Here is a 22,161-nt window from a genome sequence, read left to right on the forward strand (position 1 = left end):
GGTTGGAAGCAAAGCCATGCAGCTGCGTAGGTCGACTTGGCAGCGCCCGCGAGGCGCTGCGTAAGCCGACAGGAGCCGCCATGGACTTGTCGGATTACGCGTACCGCTAATCCGACCTACGGCTCCGATACAAAAAATTAGCGCTGAAACGCCACCTGTCCGGCAACGATGGTCGCCTTGACGATGCCGCTCAGCTCATAGCCGAGGAAAGGCGTGTGCTTGCCCTGGCTGGCCAGCGACGCCGACGACACGGTCCAGCGCGCGGCGGGATCGAAGACGCAGATGTCGGCCGCTTCGCCCACGGCCAGGCTGCCGGCCGGGATGCCGGCGACACGCGCCGCATCGGACGTGACCTTGGCCACGGCGCGCGCCAGCGGACGCTCGCCCGTTTGCGGCTGGTTCAAGGCGTAGTCGTCGGCCCATTTCAGGGCCAGCGACAGCAGCAGTTCCAGGCCCGTGGCGCCGGGCGACGCTTCGCCGAACGGCAGCAGTTTTTCATCGTCGTCGACGGGCGTGTGGTCCGAGCACATGGCGTCGACCGTGCCGTCGAGCAGGCCGGCGCGGATCGCATCGCGGTCGCGCTGGCTGCGGAACGGCGGCGTGACGCGCGCGTTCGGATCGAAGAAACCGATGTCGGCGTCCGTCAGGTGCACATGGTGCACGCCCACGTCGCAGGTGACGGGCAAGCCTTCGGCCTTGGCGGCGCGGATCAGTTCCAGGCCCGCCGCCGACGAGATGCGGCACAGGTGCACGCGCGCGCGGCTGGCGCGCATCAATTCGAAAATCGTGTGCAGGGCGATGGTTTCGGACATCACGGGCACGCCGGACAAGCCCAGGCGCGACGCCAGCGGGCCGCTGTGGGCGATGCCGCCACGGCCGATGTGCGGGTCTTGCGGGCGCAGCCAGACCGTGTAGCCGAAGGTGTTCGCGTATTGCATGGCGCGCAGCAACACGGTGGTGTCCTCGATCGGCTCTTCCGCCTGCGCGAAGCCGATGCAGCCCGCTTCCGTCAGTTCCGCCATTTCCGTCAGCGACTTGCCCTTCAAGCCCATGGTCAGCGCGCCCAGCGGGTGCACGTGGGCCTTGTTCTGCGTCTTGGCGCGGTATTTCAGCATCTCCACCAGGCCCGGCTCATCGAGCACGGGATCGGTGTCGGGCGGGCAGACCAGGCTCGTGACGCCGCCTTGCAGCGCCGCCTGCAGTTCCGATTCCAGGGTCGCCTTGTATTCGTAGCCCGGCTCGCGCAGGCGCGCGGACAGGTCGACCAGGCCGGGGGAAACCACCAGGCCGGCCGCGTCAAACGTGGTGTCGGCCTTGAAGCCGGCCGGGGCGCTGCCCACGGCCAGCACCTTGCCGTCGGCGATAAACAGGTCTTGCAAGCCATCGATGCCGTTGGCAGGGTCGATCAGGTGGCCGTTCTTGATATGTAGTGTCGTCATGCTCGCTTACTCGTCCTTGGGCTATCAGCCCTGATTACCAGCCAAAATACTCATTACCGCCATGCGCACGGCGATACCGAAGGTCACCTGCGGCAGGATCACCGCCTGCGGACCGTCGGCCACGGCCGAATCGATTTCCACGCCGCGGTTCATCGGGCCCGGATGCATGACGATGGCATCCGGTTTCGCCAGTGCCAGGCGCTCGGGCGTGAGGCCATAGCTCTTGAAGTATTCCTGCGCCGACGGCAGCAGCGCGCCGCTCATGCGTTCATTCTGCAGGCGCAGCATGATGATCACGTCCACGCCCTTGAGGCCTTCATCCATATTGGTGAAGGTGCGCACGCCCATCTGTTCCAGGCCGCCCGGCAGCAGGGTGTGCGGGCCGATGGCGCGCACTTCGGGCACGCCCAGCGTGGTCAGCGCGTGGATGTCGGAACGGGCCACGCGGCTGTGCAAAATGTCGCCCACGATGGCCACCGTCAGGTTGGTGAAATCCTTCTTGTAGTGGCGGATCGTGTACATGTCGAGCAAGCCCTGGGTCGGGTGCGCGTGGCGACCGTCGCCCGCGTTGACCACGTGGACGTGCGGCTGCTTGGTGTCGATCAGGTGCTTGGCGATCAGGTAGGGCGCACCCGACTGCGCGTGGCGCACGACGAACATGTCGGCATGCATGGCCGACAGGTTGTCGATGGTGTCGAGCAGCGATTCGCCCTTGCTGGCCGACGAGGCCTGGATGTTCAGGTTGATGACGTCGGCCGACAGGCGCTTCGAGGCGATTTCGAAGGTGGTGCGGGTGCGCGTGGAGTTTTCAAAGAACAGGTTGAAAACGCTCTTGCCACGCATCAGCGGCACCTTTTTCACGTCGCGGTCGGAAATGCCGACGAACGAGGAAGCCGTGTCGAGGATATGGTTGACGATAGACTTCGGCAAGCCTTCGATCGTCAGCAGATGTTGCAGTTCGCCGTGTTTATTCAGTTGCGGATTAAGCATGGTTGTTATCTATGGTGAGCGTGAATTTTCCATCGTCGGCTTGCTTCAGGACCAGGGCCTGGCCCGGCGGCACGGCAGTGAAGGCGGCCACGAAATCGGCGGCCACCGGCAGCTGGCGTTCGCCGCGGTCGACCAGGGCCGCCAGCATGATCTTGGCCGGGCGGCCATAGTCGAACAATTCGTTGATGGCCGCGCGCGTGGTGCGGCCCGTGTACAGCACGTCGTCGACCAGCAGGATGGTGGCGCCGGCCACGTCGAAGCTGATTTGCGTCGGCTTGACGTCCGCATGCAAGCCCTTCTGGGCAAAGTCGTCGCGGTAGAAGGACACGTCGAGCACGCCCAGGCGGTCGAGCAGATTCAGATCGCGCGCCAGGCGTTCAGCCAGCCAGGCGCCGCCCGAATGGATGCCGACGATGGCCACGTTGGGGATGCCCGCCAGGCCGCTCCGCACCTGCTGCAGCAAATCTGCATACAGGGCCTCGGCGTCGAGTTGGGAAGGATTCGCAGGATGCGGCATAGAGTTCTTAATCATTCAGGGAGGGAGTCTAGGGTCAGATTAATAATTCGCGTCGAAATACTGTTGCAGGATGATGGCGGCGGCGCGGTCGTCGATGACTTCGCCGCGCTTGGCGGCGATGACGGCCGAGGAATAGCGCTCGTCGACCAGTTCCACGGGCAGGTTGAAGCGGCCATGCACCTGGTTGGCGAAACGGCGGCAGCGCGCGCTCATCTCGTGTTCCGTGCCATCGGGGTGGCTGGGCAAGCCCACCACGATGCGGCTGGCGCCCCACTCCCTGATCAGGTTATCGATGGCGGCAAACTTCGGCTCGTTCGCCGTGGCCGTGATCACGCTGAGCGGCTTGGCCTGGCAAATCATGGTATTGCCGATGGCCACGCCGATGCGTTTCAAGCCAAAATCGAAGGCAAGGATGGTGTCGATGGCGTCACCGCTCATGCGTGGCCAGCCTCGCTCGCCAGCATGAGGGGATCGATACCGAGCAACTTGATGGCCGCCACGTAGCGCTGTTCGATGGGGAAATCGAACAGGATATCGGCCGAGGCGCCTACCGTCAGCCAGCCGTTGCGGCCGATCTCGTCTTCCAGCTGGCCCGGGCTCCAGCCCGAGTAGCCGATCGAGACGAGCATGCGCTCGGGGCCATCGCCCTTGGCGACGGCTTCGAGCACGTCGATCGAGGTGGTAAACGCCACTTCATCGGTCACCGTCAGCGACGAGGAATAACGCGCGCCCGGCGTGTGCAGCACGAAGCCGCGGTCATCCTGCACGGGGCCGCCGAACATGATCGGCTCGTTGATGATGGGCGTGTCGCTGCCAGCCTCGAGTTTCAGGTCGATGCGGTCGAACAGCACTTCCATGGTCATGTCGGTGGGTTTGTTGATGACGACGCCCAGCACGCCGTTTTCATTGTGCTCACACACGTACACGACCGTGCCGCCGAAGATCGGATCTTGCATGGCCGGCATCGCAATCAGGAAATGGTTCGCCAGATTCAGGGTGGAGGATCCGGTCGCGGCCGGCTCTCCCACACCCTGCATCAGACGATGTCCTGGTAGAGTCTGGTCGATTTTACTCTTTTTCATACGCGATGCTCTCTCTGTGGGCTTGCTGGCAAGTCTCGCTTACCCCGCTATCGTACGCCCGGCGCAAGCGGCCGCATATCTTGGGCGGCGCGCACCGTGGTGCCAGGCGTTATTCTTGTTATGTTATAAATTAATGATCAATTCGCTATGCCTGCAGGCGCATTTCAATGCCAATTGTAAAATTGATTGCAAAATCGCTGTCGCACATAAAGTACCGCGAACATACCCGCTAGTTTACACTGAATTGCCGCCGCAGCGACGCCAAAGGCGCGACGCGAGCGGCCATAAAGCCCTGTTGACGGCAAAAAATCGCCTATCTTTGACCTTGAACACGCGAAATAATGACAATTAAGACTTCCCTGGTGTGGTTCCGCCGCGATCTGCGCGCGTTTGACCATGCTGCACTGCATCACGCCCTGCGTCAAAGCCAGGCCGTGCATTGCGTCTTCGTATACGACACCGCCATCCTGGCAGCCCTGCCGCGCCGCGACCGGCGGATCGACTTCATCCATGCCAGCGTGGCCGAGCTGGCCGCCGAGCTGCGCCAGCTGGGCGGCGACCTGATCGTGCTGCACGCGGACGCGGCCGAGGCGATTCCGCGCCTGGCCGCCGAATTGAACGCCGACGCCGTCTTTGCCAACCACGACTACGAACCGCAGGCGATCGCCCGCGACGCCACGGTGGCCGCCGCGCTCACGCACAACGCGCGCCTGTGGTTCAGCTTCAAGGACCAGGTCATCTTTGAAAAGGACGAGGTATTGACGCTCTCGGCCAAACCCTACACCGTCTATACGCCGTATAAAAATGCCTGGCTGAAGAAAATGCGCGCCGAACCCGCCTGCCTGGCGCCGTTCGCTATCGAACCGCATGCGGCCAGCCTGGCGCCGCCCCGCGCCGGCACGCCGTCGCCCCTGCCCAGCTTGGGCGAACTGGGGTTCGAGGCCAGCAACCTGGCCGAACTGGCCATCCCCACCGGCATGTCGGGCGCCAGCGCGCTGTTCGAGGATTTTTTGCCGCGCGTGGCCCGCTATGACGTGGCGCGCGATTTTCCCGCCCTGAAGGGACCGTCCTACCTGTCCATGCATTTGCGCTTCGGCACCGTGTCGCTGCGCTATCTGGTGCGCACCGTGGTCGATCTGATGGACCGGGGCGGCGGCGGCGATGGGGCGCCCGTGTGGCTGGCCGAACTGATCTGGCGTGATTTCTACGCCATGATTTTGTACCAGAACCCGCACGTGGAAGGCGGCGCCTTCAAACCGGCCTACGACGCCATCGCCTGGGAAACGGGAGCCGAGGCCGATGCCGCCTTTGCCGCCTGGTGCGAGGGGCGCACCGGCTATCCGCTGGTCGACGCGGCCATGGCGCAGCTGAACCAGACGGGCTATATGCACAACCGCCTGCGCATGGTCACGGCCTGCTTTCTGATCAAGGATCTGGGCATCGACTGGCGCCGCGGCGAAGCGTATTTCGCGCTGCATCTGAACGACTTCGACCTGGCCTCGAACAACGGCGGCTGGCAATGGGCGTCGTCGTCCGGCTGCGATGCGCAGCCCTACTTCCGCATCTTCAATCCCATCACGCAGTCGGAAAAATTCGACGCCGGCGGACGCTTCATCCGCCGCTACCTGCCGCAGCTGAAGGCGCTGGGCGACAAGGAAATCCACGCGCCCTGGCTGGTGCCGCGCATGCTGCTCGAGCAAAAAAACATCGTGCTGGGACGCGACTATCCGGAACCCATCGTGCAGCACGACGAGGCGCGCAAGGAGACCCTGGAGCGCTATGCCGTGGTGAAGGTGGTGGGGTAAGCAGGTAATTGATTGGCATTACGGTGATGTCGGGTTACGCTGTCGTAAAGAGCGCAGGTCGGATTGGCGGGGCAAGGCCCCGCGTAATCCGACAACATCGTTGGCGCTTGTGACGGCGTCGTGTTACACCACGCCGTCGGCCAGCAAGCGTCCCACCTCGGCCAGCAATTCCTCTTCCTGGAACGGCTTGCCGAAATACGCATTCACGCCCAGTTCGAATGCATGCGCGCGGTGCTTGTCGGCGCTGCGCGAGGTGATCATGATGACGGGGATGGCGCGCGTCTTGTCGTCGCTGCGCACATTGCGCGTCAAATCAAAACCGTCCATGCGCGGCATTTCCACGTCGACCAGCAGCAGCGCCGGCATGGCGGCCGGTTCCAGCGCATGCAGCTGCTCCAGCGCATCGAGGCCATCCTTGGCCAGCAGCACCTGGTAGCCTTCGCGCTCGAACAGGCGCTGCATCACGCGGCGCACCGTCAGTGAATCGTCGACCACCATCACGCGCACGGCTGGCACGGCCAGCACGCTGGAAGCGGCGTGCTGCTCGCGGCTGGCCAGCGCATATTGCGACAGCAGTTCCGGATGGTGCTCGAGGTGCTGCGCCAGCGCCACCGGGTTGAGGATCAGCACGATGTCGCCCGTGCCCAGCACCGTGGCGCCGGCGATGCCCGGCATGCGCGCCAGTTGCGGACCCACGTGCTTGACCACGACCTCGCGGTTGCCCACCACGTCATCGACCTGCAAGGCCAGCCTGTCATTGCCATTCCGGAGCAACAGCACCGGCGCATGGCGCTGCGTGGCCTGCTCCGCCGGCGTCTCGCCCAGCATGGCCGACAGGTGATGCAGCGCCAGCGACTGCCCGTGCGACTCGATGCGCCCGGCCGCTCGCACCTGCTCCAGCTGTTCGCCTTTCAGGTGCAGCACCTGCTCGACCAGCACCGACGGCAAGGCATACGTCTTGCCGTTCGCCGCCAGCAGCACCACCTGGGTGACGGCCAGGGTCAGCGGCAGGTGGATGGTGAAGCGCATGCCCAGGCCCGCCTGCGTCTGCGTTTCCACGCGCCCGCCCAGGGCCAGCGCTTCGGAGCGCACGATGTCCATGCCAAAACCGCGTCCTGCCAGTTCCGTCAGGCTGTCGGCGGTGGAAAATCCGGGCGTGAAAATCAGCTCGGCCGCCTGCGCGTCGCTCAAAGGCGCATCCGTCGGCACCAGGCCGGCGCCGTGCGCCTTGGCGCGGATGCGTTCCAGGTCCAGCCCCGCGCCGTCGTCGGAAAAAGCGATCGCCACTTCATTGCCCTGCTGGCTGACCTGCACCAGCAGCTCGCCCGTCTCGCTCTTGCCGGCGGCCAGGCGCGCATCGCGCGGCTCGACGCCGTGCACGATGGCGTTGCGCAGCAGGTGTTCGAAGGGCGCGGCCATGCGTTCGAGCACGCTGCGGTCGATTTCCACGCCGCCGCCGCGGATGTCGAGGTTGACGCGCTTGTCGACTTCCTTGGCGCTTTGCCGCGCCACGCGGAACAGGCGTTCGGCGATGCTGGCAAACGGCACCATGCGGATCTGCATCAGGTCGCGCTGCAGCTCGCGCGTCAGCCGCGCCTGCAGCACCAGGTCGTCCGTCACCGCATCGACGCTGTGGCTGAGGTTTTCATGAAACGAGGCCACGTCGTTGACGCTTTCGGCCATCATGCGCGTGAGTTCCTGCAGGCGCGTAAAGCGGTCGAATTCGAGCGGGTCGAATTCGCGCTCACTGCCGACGGCCATGCGCGAAGCGATCTGCGATTCGGCCTGCATTTCCACTTCGCGCAACTGGCGCCGCAGGCGCGCCAGGTTATCGGAAAACTCGGACAGCGAAGCGCCCAGCACGCCCACTTCATTTTCCATCTTCGAGCGCGTGATCGACACTTCGCCGGCCTGGTTCACCAGGCGGTCGAGGATATCGGCGCGCACGCGCACCAGCGCCGCCTTCGGTTCGGCCACCGGGGTGTCTTCCATGCCCGGCAAGGGCAGCAGCGGTTGCTGCAGCTGCTCGAACAGGTGCAGCGCATGGTCGTAATGGGCCAGCAATTCGTCGAAAGCTTGCGGCGTGGCGGTGCCCGCGTGCAGCATGTTTTCGATATGCGTCTCGATTTCATGCGCATGCTGGCCCAGGCGCATGGCGCCGGCCATGCGCGCGCTGCCCTTGACGGTGTGCAGGGTGCGCAGCAGCATCTGCGCCTGGCCGCTGTCGTGCGGCTGCTGCTGCCAGCTGCGCAGCGCCTCGCCGATCTGCGGCAGCAGGTCGGCGCCCTCTTCCAGGAAGACGGACAATAAATCGAGGTCGAGTTCATCGCTGATGCCGGCGCTCGCCGCCAGCAGCGCGGCCGCATCGGCCGGCATGATGGCCGGTGCCGGCGCTTCCGGCGCCGCATGTTCCAATGGCGGTGCGTGTTCGAAACCGGCATCGAACAGGTCGTCGCTGGCGCCGCTCTCCTGCGTCGGCGCCTGCGCCTGCGCCGGCGCCCGCACTTCGGCCAGCGGCTCGGCAGGCTGCGCCGGCGTACCGACGATGCTGGCGTAAGCGTCCGCAAACAGGGCGTCAAGGCGGTCTTCCTTGCTTTCGCCAGGCGCCGCCGTCAAGGCGCGCCACAGAGTGTTGAGCGCTTCGATCATGTCCGGCTGCGTTGGCGCCAGGTCGCCCAGCGCGAACGCCTGCAGCATTTGCCCGATGCGATGCGTGGCCTGCTCCAGCACGTCGTGCTGTTCGGCGCGCAGGCCGGCCAGTGGCGGCACCACCGTTTCGATCACCGTTTCCAGCGCGTGCGCCAGGTCGCGCAGGGACTGGAAGCCCACCGTGCCGGACGTCCCCGCCAGCGTATGCACGGCTTGCAGCGCCTCCGCGCTGACGGCGCGCGGTTCATGGCGCCACTCGCCGAAATCGCGCGTGAGCACGCGCAGCAATTCATCCGTCTCGGCCAGGTAGATGTTGTACAAAGGCAGGCTGATGCGCAGTTCGCCCACGTGCTTGAGGTGATCGTCCGGCGCTTCGTGGAGCGCGGGCGCCGTGGCCAAAGGAAGTCCGATCACATTGCCATTGCCGGCCAACGGCGCGGCCGGGCGCGGCTTGCGCAGTTCGAACGGTCCCCCTTCGCGCACGCGCTCGGCCGCCGCCAGCAGCATGCCGGCCTCGCGCTCGCGCCCCGCGCCGCCTTCCAGTTCGGCCACCCATTCGCTGAGCTGGTACCAGCCGTAATTGAGCAAGGTAAACAAGTCGTCGCTGGCAGGACGCGCTTCGGCCAGCCAGGTATTCATGACGCGCTCGATGGCGCCCGCCGCTTCGGCAAACTGCGCCAGGCCGATCATGCGGCTGCTGCCTTTCAGGGTATGGAACGAGCGGCGCAGCATGGCCAGGTGGTCGCCGCTGGCGGCCAGCTCGCGCGGCAAGGCCAGGGTGGTGTCGATGAAGGCCAGCACTTCGCGCGCTTCGGCGATGAAAATGTCGAGCATCTCCGTGTCGACATCGGTCACGGCCGGTGCGGCATGCATGCCCGCGGGCGCGGCGGGCGCCAGCGCCTGGTCGAGCAAGGGCACGGGTACGGCGCCGGCGGCGGCGACTTTTTCAAATGGCAGCGCGCGGAAGGTGCCGGCGGCGGCATCGAAATGGAAACGCCCGCTGGCCGCCTGCGCGTTGCGGCCCAGCATATCAACAAAAAAACCCAGCGCGCTGACATTTTGCGCGATCTCGTCGAGCGCCTCGGCGTGCGCGTCCGCCCTGGTCGCAGCCTTGGCGTCGCCACCGGCCAGCTGCCGCACGGCCGCATCGACCTGCAGCACGGCGACGCGCGCGTCGTCCTGTCCCAGCCCGGCCAGCTGCCGCTGCAACTGCTCCAGCACGGGCGCGACGCCATCGAGTGGCCCCGCCGTCCCCGCACCCGCTGCATCCGCGTAGTAGGCGTTGAGCACCTTTTCCACCTGGCGCAGCCCCGTCTTCATGTCTTCGGCCAGCGCGGCCACGGTCTGGCCCTGCTCGATCTGGCGCGACAGCTCGCCCGCCGTGACGGGCGGCGGCGCTTCGCCAGCCAGCAGCGCCTGCAGGCGCGCGGCGATGGTTTCCGCATTGCCGGCGAAATCGTCGGGCAGGCGGCGCAGCTGCTCCAGTCCCGTGTCGGCAAACAGCAGCGCCATGCCGATTTCATTCTCCAGGGCCGCGCTGCGCCCGCTGGCCACGGCTTGCCGCGCCACGGCCGCGCATTCGCGCAGCAGGCTGGCCAGGGCGGGCTGCTTCAAGGTCTCCACATGTGCCGCCACCTGTTGCAGCGACGCTTCAAAATCCGGGCCCAAGGCAGGATCGAGGTCGGCTTGCGCCAGGCGGCTCCAGCTGGCGCGCGCCTGCGCCAGTGACGTACGCGCGCCTTGCAAGGCATCCTGGTCGACCTGGCCGTAGCGCCGCGTTTCCACGTCGGCGGGCAGCATGCCGTCCAGGGCGAAAGCGGCGCGCAGCTGGCGTGCCTCCGGCGTCGGCTCGGGCGCCGCGGCGATGAAGAACAGGGCGTCGCGCAGCATCGCTTCGGGCAGGCTGGCCGTGCCCTGCGCCAGACGGCGCAACTGCAGGTTGATCAGGCCGAACAGCTGCTTGACGTTGAGCGTGCCCATGCCCTCGCCGCTGGCCGCCAGCCCCGCGAACGCCTGCATGGCGAACCAGAAGGTGCGCGCCGGCGCTTCCTGCTGCGCGTCGGCCACCAGGGTCAAGGTGGCGTGCAGCTCGCCCGCGTGCTGGCGCCGCGCCCCATCATCCTGCGCCTTCAGGAAGGGCAGCAGGGACTTTTCAAAGCGCCCGCGCCAGGCAGGATAGTCCGCCACGAGCGGCGTGTCGGCCAGCGCGATGGCCTGCCCTTCCAGCATGGCGGACGGCGGAAAAAACAGGTCGGCCGGGTGGATGCGCTCGGTGCCCAGCAGGGTTTGCAGGTCTCGGTAGTAGGGGAACAAACGCGCCGGCTGCGGCGGCGCGCCGGCCACCAGGTCTTCCAGATATTCGGTCAGGGCCTGATACAGTGCGGCGATGATCTGCGCATGGTCCAGCGTGTATTCGAGGCTGCCGTCGCGAAAGCGCGCCAGCGCCTGTTCCGCGCCGTCCGTCAGCAGGCTGGCGCCGGCCACGTCCACCATCACCAGCGCGCCATGCGCCTGGTGCAGGTGCGAGCGCGCATGCTGCAGGGCCGTGGCGCGTTCCTCACGCTCGCGGCCGCCCGCCTCGAACAGGGCCGTTTTCGAGCGGCCCAGCGCTTCGCGGATTTCCACCATCACCCAGGACAAAGGTTCGCTGTCGAACGGCTTGGACTGCTGTGGACTATCTGGTGTGCTCATGCATGCCTCGGTAAAGAAATCGCCCTGGCTTGGCGCGACGTTCAGGCGGCGACGCGGAAGCGCGACACCGAGTTTTTCAGTTCCTGCGCCAGCATCGACAGTTTATGGATCGATTGCGCCGTTTGCTGCGTGCCGTCCTGCGTCTGCTCCGTCACGCTCAGGATATGCTGGATATTCAAGGCCACGCCGCTGGCCGAACCGGCCTGCGTACCAGTGGCGAACGAGATGCCCTGTATCAGTTCGGCCAGGTGTTTCGACACCTGGCTGATGTCGTTCAAGGCCGCGCCGGCCGCGTCGGACAGGCGCGCGCCCTCGACCACGCCCTGCGTGGACGTTTCCATCGCCCGCGTCGCATCCTGGGTATCGGCCTGGATGGTGCGCACCAGCGCGCCGATCTGCTTGGCGGCCGCAGCCGAGCGTTCGGCCAGGCGCTGCACTTCCTCGGCGACGACGGAAAAGCCGCGCCCCGCCTCGCCGGCCGATGCGGCCTGGATGGCGGCGTTCAGCGCCAGCACATTGGTCTGCTCGGTGATGTCGGAAATGAGCTCGGTGATTTCGCCGATTTCCTGCGACGATTCGCCCAGGCGCTTGATGCGCTTGGACGTATCCTGGATCTGCTCGCGGATTTCATGCATGCCCTTGATGGCGTTTTCCACCGCCGTCGAACCCTGCTGCGCCGCCGCCACCGACTGGCGCGCCACGTCGGCCGAGACGCTGGCCGACTTCGACACGTCGGTAATCGCATTGGCCATCTTGACCACGGTGGCGCTGACGCCCTGGATTTCGCGCGACTGCTGCTGCGACGCGATCAGCAGCTTGCTGGAGATGCTTTGCGCCTGCGTCGAGGCGCGGTTGACCTGTTCGGCCGTCGCCGTCACCCGTCCCACCAGACCGCGCAATTCCTCGACCGTGTAGTTGACGGAATCGGCGATGGCGCCCGTGATGTCTTCCGACACGGTGGCCTGCACCGTCAGATCACCATCGGCTACCTTCTGCAATTCGTTCATCAGGCGCAGGATGGCCGCCTGGTTCTGGTCATTCCGGGCCTTCGCCGCTTCCTCTTTTCCCTGCGACTGGAGCCGCAGGATTTCCGCCTCCTGGCGCCGCCGCTCGGCGTCGCGCGTGCGGTTGACGGAGTCCTGCAGCAGCACTCTGCCGATGCCGGCCGCCGCGATCAGGGTCAGCAACACGCCGCCGACCATCATCCAGAAGGCCATGCCCAGGGTTTCCTGGTTCACGTGGTACATTTGCTGCAGCAGGGTCAAACGCTGGCGCAGGTCTTCGTTCTCGTTGAAGATCAGCTGTTCGGCGCTTTTCGCCGAACTGAATTTATCGAGCCGGTCGAGTATCGACGACACCAGCTTCTGGTAAGTGTCGAAACTGGCTTTCAGCGCCACCAGCCGGTCGCGCAGTTCGGCGTCGCGCGTGGGCGCCAGTTGCAGCGGCACGCTGCCATTCAACAGGCCTTCGACGGCGGTGCGGAAATACGTCGTGTCGCGCCCCAGCGAAAACGCCGTTTCCGAGCTGATGCTGCCCGACGACAGGAACTCGCTGGCGCTGCGGCTCATGCGCTGGCTCAGCATCATCAGGCGGCCGATGACGGCCAAGTCGCGCGCATTGCCGCCGCGCTGCACCTTCAGGGCCGCGACTTCCTCGGTCTGCGCCAGCAACGCCGGCGACAGTGCGTTCAATTGCTGCAAGGTCTTGTCGAATTCGCCCAGCTCAGGTTTCAGGCGCAGGATGGTGCTGGCCGCGCGGTCGCTGCTGGCCCACTTCTTGCGCGCGTCGGCCACGGCCGCCAGCAGGGCGGAACGCGACTCGCCGATATCGCGGCCGTGATACGTCCCGCCGCGCAGCATCAGGCGGAAATCCTGGTTCAGTTCATTGCGGCTTTCCTCGAGCTGGCGGAACGCTTCCGGATTGCCTTGCACGGCGTTCGGCGCGGCCTTGCCGATGCGCTGCGAATGCATCAGCGCATCGCTGGCCAGCTGCGTCTGCGCCGAGGCGATATTGCCGCTGCGCGTGTTCAGTCCCACGAACAGCAGGCTGGCGGCCAGGCTCAGGGCCATCACCGTCGACAGGATGCTCAGCTGCTTTTGCAGCGGGAAATGGCCGATCAGCGGCAGTTTCAAGTCGCGCACCGGCGCGCTGGCCAGCGACTTGCGCCGTCCCAGCGCGTCGCGCAGGCGCAGCGGCAGGTCGCCCGCCGATCCCGGCTCGCCGGGCGCGTGCTCCGCTTCGGGCATGGCGGCCGCCAGGATGGGGGAATGGGCGCCCATCAGCAAATATCCTTGTAGTCGGCGAGGCCGCCAAAGCCGGCATCGAGGAAGCGTTCCGCCTGCGCCAGCTGCGCCAGGTCCAGGCGCAGCCACTGCTGCCCTTCGCTGTCGCGCAGCGCCTGCGCCGCCCACGACGGAGGTGCATCCGGCAAGGAGACGGGCTGCATCGTGCGCAGCTGGCGCAAGCCCAGTACGCGCTCGACCAGCAGTGCGCAATTGAGGCCCAGGCGCGGAGAAAAGGTGATGATGCGGCAGTGATTGCCGGGCGCGCAAGCCGGTTCGCCCATATAGCGGGCCAGGTCGACGACGCCCGTCAGGCGTCCGCGCATGGCCGCCAGGCCCAGGTACCAGTCCTGCGCCAACGGCACGCTCTGGATCTGCACGCCGGCGGCAATGACGATCTCACCAAGCTGCGTCAGGTCGAGCAGGCAGTGCCGGCCACCGAGCATCACGCCCAGTTCCTTGCGCGCTGCCAGCGCGCCGCTGCGCGCTGCCTGTATCCGCTCGATCAATTGCAGCTGATACTGGCGCAAGCGCCCCTGCCGCGCGCCCGCCTCGAAGGATGGCACGGCGGCAGCGGCAGGCGGAAAGGCCGTTGTGGACACGCCGAGACCTGGCATCGTGTGCATGCTCAGGAAAGCGCGGCGATCTTGGCCAGCAGCTCGGCTTCCACCACCGGTTTGACCAGGTAATCGCGCGCGCCCTGGCGCAAGCCCCAGATGCGGTCCGTTTCCTGGCTCTTGCTGGAACAGATAATCACCGGCACGTCCTGCAGTTCGGGATCGCGCGCGATGGCGCGCGTGATCTGGAAGCCATTCGCACCGGGCATCACCACGTCCATCAGGATCAGGTCGGGCCTGGCCTCTTTGAGTTGCGCCAGCGCGTCGGCGCCGTCCTGCGCCGTGAGGACGGCATAACCGGCACGCACCAGCATCTCGCTCAGGTAGTAGCGTTCTGTCGGCGAGTCATCGACGATCAGAATTGTGTGTATGGCCATCTGCTTCCTTGCTGCGTTGTCAATCAATAAAAACACTTACTCAAAATGCCCGGCCAGGTGCAGCCGCACGGCCTCCAGCAGCGCCTCGCGCGCCAGCGGCTTGGCCAGGCAGGCGCTGGCGCCCGCCATGGCGCCGCGCGCGCGGTCGAACAAGCCTTCCTTCGACGACAGCATCAGCACCGGCGTGGCGTGATACGCCGCGCTGGCCTTGATCAGCGCACAGGTGCGGTAGCCGTCCAAGCGCGGCATCACAATGTCGCACACGATCAGCGCTGGCTGGCAGTCGGCGATCTTGGCCAGGGCCGCAAAGCCGTTTTCCGCCACCACCACGCGGTAACCGGCCTCGCCCAGTATCTTCGCGGCAGCGCTGCGTATCGTCGCGCTGTCGTCGATGACAAGTACCGTGACGCCGGCACACACGGCATCGGACGGCGCCTCTGGCAAGGAATATCGCGTCATGTGATTATTCGACAATTTTTCATACCATAGCACAGGCAGCCGCGACACCTGCGTGCGGCAGCGGCATCCCGTGGACCTGATTGATTACAGCGCTACCATCTCGAAATCATCCTTGCGCGCACCGCATTCAGGACAGGTCCAGTTCATCGGAACATCGGCCCAACGCGTGCCCGGAGCGATGTCTTCGTCGGGCAAGCCGGCCGCTTCATCATAAACCCAGCCGCAAATAAGACACATCCACGTTTGGAATTGCTGCGTTGTTTCGTTGCTACTCACGTTCTGCCACCCTTCAATCAAGTAAAATGCTGAATTAGGTATCTTAATCTACCCGCCGTGCAAAACCAAACTTCTCCCCTCATATTAAGCTTCGGCGTGTCCGATCCGGTCGGTGCGATCGGTATCCAGGCCGATCTGGCCACGTTTTCAGCCTTCGGCTGCCATGGCCTGTCGGTCACCACGGGCCTGCTGATCAGCGATACGGCGCGCGTGGAAGACGTGCAGGCGGTCGACCCGGACTGGGTTTCCGACCAGGCGCGCGTGCTGCTGGAAGACATGTCCGTGGCCGCCATCAAGATCGGCGCGCTGGGCAGCGTGGAAAACGTCACGGCCGTCGCCGAAATCGTCTCCGACTATCCGAACGTGCCGCTGATCCTCGATCCCTTCATTTCGGCGCTGCCGGAACAGGGCATGGACGACGAGGACATCCTCACCGCCGTGCGCCAGTTGCTGATCCCGCAAACGACCCTGCTGGTGCTCTCGCCGGTGGAACTGGAGCGCCTGGCCGAGACCTGGCGCGACGCCGATCCGGACGACACCCTGCAAAACGACGTCGATTACCTGGTGGCGCTGGGCTGCGAGTACGTGCTCGTCACCGGCATGCCGGCCGACGCCAGCAAGTCCGGCACGGGCGAAGGCAAGTTGCGCGCCAATACCCTGTTCGGCGAGGACGGCGTGGTGCGCCACGACGAATGGCAGCACTTGCCAGGCATCTTCAACGGCGCCGGCAGCACCCTGTCGGCGGCGGCCACCGCCCTGCTGGCCCTGGCCGAAAACGAAGACGATGTGCCGCAGGTGGTCGTGGCGGCGCAGGAATTCACGGCCGGCGCGCTGGCCCACGCGCAGCGCCACGGCATGGGCAAGCTGGTGCCAAACCGGCTGTTCCGGCAGCAGCGCCAGCGCGGCGCCCAATAATCCCGTCCAGACAAACACAGACGACACAGACAACGATCCACTCTCAAGGCACGATTATCATGACGACGACTTCACAGAACGACATCCTGTTTGCCCGCGCACAAAAAACCACGCCAGGCGGCGTCAACTCGCCCGTGCGCGCCTTCCGCTCCGTGGGCGGCACGCCGCGCTTCATCACGCGCGCCGAAGGCCCGTACTTCTGGGACGCGGACGGCAAGCGCTATATCGACTACATCGGCTCCTGGGGCCCGGCCATCGTCGGCCACGCCCATCCGGAAGTGGTAAAGGCGGTGCAGGATGCGGCCGCGCTGGGCCTGTCGTTCGGCGCGCCGACCGAAGGCGAAGTGCTGATGGCCGAGGAAATCACGCGTCTGGTGCCGTCGATCGAGCAGGTGCGCCTGGTGTCGTCGGGCACGGAAGCGACCATGAGCGCCCTGCGCCTGGCGCGCGGCGCCACGGGACGCGACAAGATCGTCAAGTTCGAAGGCTGCTACCACGGCCACGCCGATTCGCTGCTGGTCAAGGCGGGCAGCGGCCTGCTCACCTTCGGCAACCCGACATCGGCCGGCGTGCCGGAAGATTTTGTCAAGCACACCCTGGTGCTCGACTATAACAACGTGGAACAGCTGAAGGACGCCTTCGACAGCTTCGGCGCGGAGATCGCCTGCGTCATCGTCGAACCGGTGGCCGGCAACATGAACCTGGTGAAAGCCACGCCGGCATTCCTGCAGGCGATGCGCGAGCTGTGCACGCAGCACGGCGCCCTGCTCATTTTCGATGAAGTCATGTGCGGCTTGCGCGTGGCCTTGGGCGGCGCGCAGGCGCTGTACGGCATCCAGCCCGACCTCACCGCGCTGGGCAAGGTGATCGGCGGCGGCATGCCGGTGGCGGCCTTCGGCGGCAGCGCGGCACTGATGCACAACATGGCGCCGCTGGGCGCCGTCTACCAGGCCGGTACCTTGTCCGGCAACCCGGTCGCCGTGGCGGCCGGCATGGCCACCCTGAAACTGATCCAGCAACCGGGCTTCTACGAGCAGCTGGGCGCCACGGCCAAGCGCCTGGCCGAAGGCCTGACCGCCGCCGCCAAGGAGGCAGGCGTGGTGTTCTGCGCCGACTACATCGGCGGCATGTTCGGCATCTACTTCAGCGAAACACCGCCGACCAGCTACGCGGAAATGATGGCGGGCGACCGCAGCAAGTTCAACGCCTTCTTCCACGCCATGCTGGACGAAGGCGTGTACTTCGCGCCCGCCGCCTTCGAGGCAGGCTTCGTCTCGGCGCAGCACGATGACGCCGTCATCGACGCCACCATCGCTGCCGCACGCAAGGTGTTTGCCAAGCTGGCGTAAGGTTATACGGTCGCGGTGTCCATCACCGCGGCCACCAGCGCCGGCAGCCTGGCCATGTCGTTGAACACGACATGCGCGCCAGCCGCTTTCAACCTATCTTCCTGGCCGGCGGCGATATGCCCGCCGCCGATGAATCCCAATACCGTCATGCCCGCCGCCACTGCGGCCGTCACGCCCGTGACGCTGTCTTCCAGCACCAGGCACTGGCTTGGCGGCACGCCAAACGCGGCGGCAGCCGCCAGGTAGACGCCCGGATGCGGCTTGGCATGGCCCACCAGGTCCGGCGTAAACACGCGCTTGTCGAACAACGGCGCCATGCTGGTCCGCTCCAGCGCCGACAACACGCGCGCGCTGACACTGTTCGAGGCCACGGCCTTGGGCAGCGCAATGGCGGCCAGCGCCTGCGCCACGCCGGGCACGGCGCGCAATTGCGCGTCGCAAGCGGCATCGACGGCGTTGCCGATGGCCATGATCTCGTCGGCCGGCAATTGCGGCAAGCCCAGTTCCTTGTAGATATCCTGCATCAGCGGCACCAGGCGCTGGCCCAGGCGCGGCTCGATCAAGCCTTGCAGGGTGACGCCCTCGGGCAGGTTCTGCAGACGCGGCCCCAGCAACTCCAGCAGCGCTTGCAGGGCCACGGCTTCGCTGTCGATCAGCACGCCATCGCAGTCGCTGATCAGATGGGTAAAGCGCGGTGGGGTGATGGCGGTATCAGGCATGGACTCTCCAGAAGACAACGGTGACGGGAAATGCGGCGGCCAACCGGCCAAGGCTGGCATCGCAACGATCATAGGTGGAACAGGCGGACGCTGCCACGCAGAAAACGGCTCAATGACGATACTTTTCTGCAAAAGGCAGACTACGGGGAAAAGACTGGCTCAACACAGGCAACGTAGATACCAATTCAATACCACGTAATACCAGTGATTATCGCTGATTTTTGAATTTGCTGCGCTCGCCTTGAAACCGGGACGCGGGAGCGTCCCGGCAAGAGGGCTTATTTCAGCCAGCCGCGGTGGCGGAAGTACAGGAAGGGCGCGATGGCGCTGGTGATCATCAAGCCCCAGGCCCATGGATAGCCGAACGACCATTCCAGCTCCGGCATCAGCTTGAAGTTCATGCCGTACACGCTGGCGATCAGGGTAGGCGGCAGGAAGGCCACGCTGGCCACCGAGAAGATCTTGATGATCTTGTTCTGGTTGATGTTGATGAAGCCGACGGTGGCGTCCATCAGGAAGTTGATCTTGTCGAACAGGAAAGACGTGTGACCGTCCAGCGATTCGATGTCGCGCAAAATCTGGCGCGCTTCCTCGAACTGCTCGGAATTGAGCAAACGGCCGCGCATCAGGAAGCTCACGGCGCGGCGCGTATCCATCATGTTGCGGCGGATACGGCCATTCAAATCTTCCTCGTGGGCAATGGCATTCAGCGCTTCGGCCGCGTGCGCATCGGTAAATTCCTTTTGCAGTACGCGCGTGCTGACTTCTTCCAGGTTCTGGTAGATGCCTTCGAGCACGTCGGCCGAATATTCGGCATCGGTGGCGTACAGGTCGAGCAGCACGTCCATGTAGTCGGCAATCGAGCCGGGCCGCGAACGGGCGCGCATGCGTACCAGGCGGAACACGGGCAAGTCGTCCGTATGCATGGAAAACAGGATCTTGCGGGCCAGGATGAAGGCCACGGTGATGACGCGCGACGGGCCGTCGTCCTCTTCGCGCAAGAAATCCGTGCGCAGGTGCAAGTCGCCATTTTCCGCTTCGTAATAGCGGGCCGACGCCTCAATATCCTTGACTTCGTCTTCGCCCGGCAGGGTGACGTTATAGATGGCCTTGACCCAGGCCCGTTCATCATCGGTAGGGTCGGTCAGGTCGACCCACACCGGTTCGGCATTTTCGAGGTCTGCGCGGCTGTCGATCGGCACCTGGTTGAGCCGGCCATTCTGTAATACAAAGACATTGATCATGCGCGCTCTCAGCCGGATGTGGGGTTATCGTGATGTGCTGGCGCTGGCGCCAAAAATGAAAACAGCGCAAGTGTACCCGCAAAGGCCTTTTCACGACCACCCCCGGCACGGCTTTTTCACGGAAAAAGTGCGGCGTTGCACCAAGGGAGGCGATTAAGATGCTGCGCCGCAATAGTGCCAATCAGGCAGCTTTAACTTTATGCAAAGGAATCGCCCCGCCATCAAGGCAATTCCGCCGCCCCCATGCGGCGCAGAATCACGCCCGTGCGCCGGTTCAGATAACCGGTATCGCGGTGGCGGTCGTAAAAGCGGGGGTTCGGCAGCATCACGGCCAGTTTCGCCGCCTGTCCCGCGCTCAGGCCCGCCGCGCTGACCTTGTAATAGTGGCGCGCGGCCGCCTCGGCGCCGAAGGTGCCCGTGCCAAATTCCACCACGTTCAGATAAATCTCGAAAATGCGCTGCTTTTCCATCAGGTTTTCCAGCATATACGTGATGATCAGTTCCTGGCCCTTGCGCACATAGCTGCGCGAACCGGACAGGAACAGATTCTTAGCCAGCTGCTGCGTGATGGTGGAGCCGCCCGCCACGACTTTCTGCTTCTTGCTGTTCTTTTCATATGCTTTTTGCAAGGCTTCCCAGTCCACGCCTTCGTGCTCGGAAAAATTCGCGTCTTCCGAGGCGATGATGGCCCGTTTCAGATTGTTCGAAATGCGGTTGTACGGCACCCACGTCTGCTGGATCGTGGCATTCGGATTCTTGTCCTGCAAGACAGACAACTGTTCGCGCATGAAAGCCGTGCTGGACGGGTTATGGTCGACCCACCACCAGATTTGCAGGAAGAAATACAGTTGCACGACGATAAAGGCCAGCACGGGCACGATGAACAGCCACTTGATCCAGCCGTAGCCACGGCCGCTCTTGCGCGCGCCCTTCTTGCCGGCGCTCACAGGCTGCCCCGCAATTGCGCCAGCAAGTCCTGCGTCTGCGGCCGCACGCCGCGCCACACGTAAAACGCTTCGGCCGCCTGCTCCACCAGCATGCCCAGGCCGTCGCGCACCTGCGCGCCATGCTGGGCGGCAAAATCCATGAAGACGGTGGGCCGGGCGCCGTACATCATGTCCAGCGCCAGGGTGCGGCTGCCGAAGATACCGGGCGGCACGGGCGGCAAGTCGCCCGCCAGGCTGGCCGAGGTGGCATTGATGACGATATCGAAGACGCCTTCGGGCTGCGTGAAAGCACCGGCGCGCAGCTGGCCGGGGTGCGCCAGCGCGTCGGCAAACTGCGCCACCAAAACCTCGGCCGTGGCCACGGTGCGGTTGGCAATGAACATTTCCTGCGGCCCCTGTTCCAGCAAGGGCAGCACGACGCCGCGCGCCGCGCCGCCCGCGCCCAGCAGCAGGATGCGCTTGCCGGCAATGCTCACGCCCGCGTTGCGCACGATGTCGGCCACCAGGCCCGCGCCATCGGTATTGTCGCCAAGAATGGTGCCGCCATCGAAACGCAGGGTATTGACGGCGCCGGCGGCCCTGGCCCGCGGCGTCAGCGCGGTGGCCAGCGCGCACGCGTCGAGCTTGAAGGGCACCGTCACGTTCGCGCCCTTGCCGCCCTCGGCCGCAAACGTCCGGGCGGCCAGCGCAAAGCCGTCGAGCGGCGCCAGCCGGCGCTCGTAGACCAACGCTTGTCCTGTCTGCAGGGCAAACGCGGCATGGATCAGGGGGGACTTGCTGTGGGCGATGGGATTGCCGAAGACGCAATATTGATCGGGGTTCATCTCTTGCTTGTTCAATTGCTGCCGCCAGTCAGGTTAGCTTCCATTTTTTCTTCGCGGGTAAATTTGAAACGGGTGATGACGACCCACAGGTCATCTTTATCACTCGACAACATATTCGGCGGGAAACGGCCGAACGGCGCCGCGCGGCGCACGATGGCCAGGGCTGCCGCGTCCAGCGCGGGATTACCCGAGCTTTTCTCCACGCGGACGCCGCCCTCTTTCTGGTAAATCGTGCCGTCCTGGAAGATGGGGATGTAGACAACCAGTTCGCCATACATCTTGCGGCCATTGTTTTGCGGGAAATTCAGGGTGCCGATTTCCTCGATACGCTTTTGCAGGGTCTTGTAATACATGGCATAGCCGACCTCCTGCGTACTGGGCGTAATAAAGGTCTTGCGCGGGCGCTTGTTCTGGTCTTCCACGGTCTGACTGATCTCGGCTGCCATGCGGGCGATGGCCTTGCTGCTTTCCATCAAGTCCGAACCGGAGGCCAGGGGATTGGGCTTGTCTTTTTCCGTGACGGGCGCGGCGCTGTAGGGCGTCGGTTTGGCCGCCTGCGTCAGCAGTTCCTGCTGCTTCTGCTCCAGCTCGGCGATGCGCCGGGCGCTGGCCTTGACGCTGTCGCCCTCTTCCACCTTGCGCATGTCGGGCAAGGGCGACTTGGCGCTCCCCTTGTCGGCCTGACCACCGCCATCGAGGTTGGCTTGCGCCAGGGCATCGGCTTTCAGCGGCTTGTCCGCATGCTTGGCATTGACCAGTATCACTTCCAGGCCGGGATCGGTGGCGACGGCCCGCTGCGGGGCCGGGGCGACAAAATGCATCGCCAGCAAGGCGCCGTGCGCCAGCAGCGATACCGCCACGGCGATCATCAGGAAACGATTCTCTCGGAAAGACTTCACGCGCAACCCAGTTAGCAACAAGCACACCATACAAGATGGCTGAATTCTACGTCAAAGGGCAGCGCGGGAAACAGTTTTAG

19 protein-coding genes are annotated in these 22,161 nt (G+C 65.0%); 3 read left to right on the plus strand and 16 right to left on the minus strand.

The window, feature by feature from the left end; translation table 11 throughout:
- Positions 1–137: 137 nt before the first annotated feature.
- The 5 genes from JAB8_RS15190 to JAB8_RS15210 are packed head-to-tail and all read right to left on the minus strand — an operon-like array spanning position 138 to position 3,983.
- Positions 138–1,439 (minus strand): dihydroorotase, encoded by a 1,302-nt coding sequence (locus tag JAB8_RS15190; RefSeq protein WP_070290478.1) that lies wholly within the window; start codon positions 1,437–1,439, stop codon positions 138–140.
- A 24-nt stretch (positions 1,440–1,463) separates the two neighbouring features.
- On the minus strand, positions 1,464–2,429 hold the full coding sequence (locus JAB8_RS15195; RefSeq protein WP_034746695.1) for an aspartate carbamoyltransferase catalytic subunit: 966 nt from the start codon (positions 2,427–2,429) through the stop codon (positions 1,464–1,466).
- Positions 2,422–2,946: a bifunctional pyr operon transcriptional regulator/uracil phosphoribosyltransferase PyrR gene (gene pyrR / locus JAB8_RS15200; protein WP_070222125.1), complete on the minus strand. Its 525-nt coding sequence runs from the start codon at positions 2,944–2,946 to the stop codon at positions 2,422–2,424. Before pyrR ends, JAB8_RS15195 begins: the two co-directional genes overlap by 8 nt.
- Positions 2,947–2,985: 39 nt before the next feature.
- Entirely contained in the window at positions 2,986–3,384 is a 399-nt protein-coding gene (ruvX, locus tag JAB8_RS15205) for a Holliday junction resolvase RuvX (protein ID WP_254679524.1), read from the minus strand.
- The gene (locus tag JAB8_RS15210; protein WP_070222127.1) at positions 3,381–3,983 is read right to left on the minus strand and encodes a YqgE/AlgH family protein; all 603 of its coding nucleotides are present in this window, start codon (positions 3,981–3,983) and stop codon (positions 3,381–3,383) included. Before JAB8_RS15210 ends, ruvX begins: the two co-directional genes overlap by 4 nt.
- Positions 3,984–4,369: 386 nt before the next feature.
- On the opposite strand from JAB8_RS15210, the gene JAB8_RS15215 reads away from it, so the two are divergent.
- Complete coding sequence (locus JAB8_RS15215) at positions 4,370–5,833, plus strand: deoxyribodipyrimidine photo-lyase (RefSeq protein WP_070290480.1); 1,464 nt, start codon at positions 4,370–4,372, stop codon at positions 5,831–5,833.
- A gap of 123 nt (positions 5,834–5,956) precedes the next feature.
- On the opposite strand, the gene JAB8_RS15220 is transcribed toward JAB8_RS15215, so the two are convergent.
- From JAB8_RS15220 to JAB8_RS28205, 6 genes are all read right to left on the minus strand, one after another.
- On the minus strand, positions 5,957–11,173 hold the full coding sequence (locus tag JAB8_RS15220) for an Hpt domain-containing protein (protein WP_070290482.1): 5,217 nt from the start codon (positions 11,171–11,173) through the stop codon (positions 5,957–5,959).
- 41 nt (positions 11,174–11,214) lie between these two features.
- The gene (locus tag JAB8_RS15225; RefSeq protein ID WP_070290484.1) at positions 11,215–13,452 is read right to left on the minus strand and encodes a methyl-accepting chemotaxis protein; all 2,238 of its coding nucleotides are present in this window, start codon (positions 13,450–13,452) and stop codon (positions 11,215–11,217) included.
- Positions 13,452–14,057, minus strand: a complete 606-nt coding sequence (locus JAB8_RS15230; protein ID WP_306532634.1) for a chemotaxis protein CheW — start codon at positions 14,055–14,057, stop codon at positions 13,452–13,454. The genes JAB8_RS15225 and JAB8_RS15230 overlap by 1 nt, the downstream gene beginning before the upstream one ends.
- Before the next feature lie 26 nt (positions 14,058–14,083).
- On the minus strand, positions 14,084–14,449 hold the full coding sequence (locus JAB8_RS15235) for a response regulator (RefSeq protein WP_070222135.1): 366 nt from the start codon (positions 14,447–14,449) through the stop codon (positions 14,084–14,086).
- A 36-nt stretch (positions 14,450–14,485) separates the two neighbouring features.
- The gene (locus JAB8_RS15240; protein ID WP_070290486.1) at positions 14,486–14,908 is read right to left on the minus strand and encodes a response regulator; all 423 of its coding nucleotides are present in this window, start codon (positions 14,906–14,908) and stop codon (positions 14,486–14,488) included.
- Between the two features lie 84 nt (positions 14,909–14,992).
- Positions 14,993–15,145: a rubredoxin gene (locus tag JAB8_RS28205; RefSeq protein ID WP_010401308.1), complete on the minus strand. Its 153-nt coding sequence runs from the start codon at positions 15,143–15,145 to the stop codon at positions 14,993–14,995.
- Between the two features lie 135 nt (positions 15,146–15,280).
- Between JAB8_RS28205 and JAB8_RS15245 the strand changes: the two genes are divergently transcribed.
- Together JAB8_RS15245 and hemL are read left to right on the plus strand one after the other, a co-directional pair.
- Positions 15,281–16,099 (plus strand): hydroxymethylpyrimidine/phosphomethylpyrimidine kinase, encoded by an 819-nt coding sequence (locus tag JAB8_RS15245; RefSeq protein ID WP_254679525.1) that lies wholly within the window; start codon positions 15,281–15,283, stop codon positions 16,097–16,099.
- Positions 16,100–16,158: 59 nt separating this feature from the next.
- Positions 16,159–17,448: a glutamate-1-semialdehyde 2,1-aminomutase gene (gene hemL, locus JAB8_RS15250; protein WP_070222138.1), complete on the plus strand. Its 1,290-nt coding sequence runs from the start codon at positions 16,159–16,161 to the stop codon at positions 17,446–17,448.
- 2 nt (positions 17,449–17,450) lie between these two features.
- On the opposite strand, the gene JAB8_RS15255 is transcribed toward hemL, so the two are convergent.
- From JAB8_RS15255 to JAB8_RS15275, 5 genes are all read right to left on the minus strand, one after another.
- Positions 17,451–18,167 (minus strand): HAD-IA family hydrolase, encoded by a 717-nt coding sequence (locus JAB8_RS15255; RefSeq protein ID WP_070290488.1) that lies wholly within the window; start codon positions 18,165–18,167, stop codon positions 17,451–17,453.
- A gap of 278 nt (positions 18,168–18,445) precedes the next feature.
- Positions 18,446–19,411 carry a magnesium/cobalt transporter CorA gene (gene corA, locus JAB8_RS15260; protein WP_034746658.1) on the minus strand — a complete coding sequence of 322 codons (966 nt, stop codon included), beginning with the start codon at positions 19,409–19,411 and terminating at the stop codon, positions 18,446–18,448.
- A 221-nt stretch (positions 19,412–19,632) separates the two neighbouring features.
- On the minus strand, positions 19,633–20,358 hold the full coding sequence (mtgA, locus tag JAB8_RS15265; protein ID WP_070290489.1) for a monofunctional biosynthetic peptidoglycan transglycosylase: 726 nt from the start codon (positions 20,356–20,358) through the stop codon (positions 19,633–19,635).
- Positions 20,355–21,182, minus strand: coding sequence for a shikimate dehydrogenase (aroE, locus tag JAB8_RS15270; protein WP_070290502.1), 828 nt, complete (start codon positions 21,180–21,182; stop codon positions 20,355–20,357). Before aroE ends, mtgA begins: the two co-directional genes overlap by 4 nt.
- 11 nt (positions 21,183–21,193) lie before the next feature.
- Positions 21,194–22,051, minus strand: a complete 858-nt coding sequence (locus JAB8_RS15275) for an energy transducer TonB (protein WP_070290490.1) — start codon at positions 22,049–22,051, stop codon at positions 21,194–21,196.
- Positions 22,052–22,161 lie beyond the last annotated feature (110 nt).

This window comes from Janthinobacterium sp. HH106 (genome assembly GCF_001758725.1).
GTDB lineage: Bacteria > Pseudomonadota > Gammaproteobacteria > Burkholderiales > Burkholderiaceae_D > Janthinobacterium.